General features: G+C 69.5%; 1 protein-coding gene. It reads right to left on the minus strand.

Annotated elements, in window-relative coordinates; all coding sequences use genetic code 11:
• Window positions 1–27 precede the first annotated feature (27 nt).
• Window positions 28–510 (minus strand): hypothetical protein, encoded by a 483-nt coding sequence (locus NS220_RS18975; protein ID WP_058625482.1) that lies wholly within the window; start codon window positions 508–510, stop codon window positions 28–30.
• Between the last annotated feature and the right edge of the window lie 90 nt (window positions 511–600).

Below are 600 nucleotides of genomic sequence, written 5' to 3' on the forward strand. Positions count from 1 at the left end.
CGGGGCGGGCGCTTTCGCGTCGGCGACTCAGCGCGAGGCGGGGTCGGTGTCGTTCTTCTGCGGAGCGGCCTGCGCGGGAGCCGGGGCGGTCGACGGCGTCTCGATGTCGGCATCTTCGACGGCGATCGGCGCGGCGGTCTCCGTGGCGGTCGTGGCGGCACCGGGCGCGGTCGCGAAAGCCGGGATCTGCTCGGCGGCCGACTCCTCGTCACTCGTCCAGTCGATGGTCTCGATCGCGACGTCCGGGTTGCGACGGGTCGAGACGACGGTGGCGACGGCGAGGGCCGAGGCGAGGCCGATGGCACCCGCCGCGAGGACCGCCGCACCCACCGACACCCAGGACTGGGCGACGTAGACGGCGACGACCGTGGCGTTCGGGTCGTTGACGAGGGACTGGATCGCGTCGACCTGACGCAGGACGAGGACGAGTCCGCCGATCACTGCGGCAAGCGACGCGATCACGAGGACCCAGAACGGGACGTTGGTGACCAGACGGGGACGGGTCTGCATGGGATGTACTCCTTGTCGTTCCGCGGCCGGAAGAGGCGCGGAACGACAAGGAGTACATCTGTTTCTTATAAACACGTACGAGCCCCAGAG

The organism is Microbacterium testaceum (assembly GCF_001476655.1).
Classification (GTDB): domain Bacteria; phylum Actinomycetota; class Actinomycetes; order Actinomycetales; family Microbacteriaceae; genus Microbacterium; species Microbacterium testaceum_C.

Excerpts from the sequence above, each read along its gene's own strand:
- NS220_RS18975 (WP_058625482.1), bottom strand. The coding sequence starts at position 510 with ATGCAGACCCGTCCCCGTCTGGTCACCAACGTCCCGTTCTGGGTCCTC.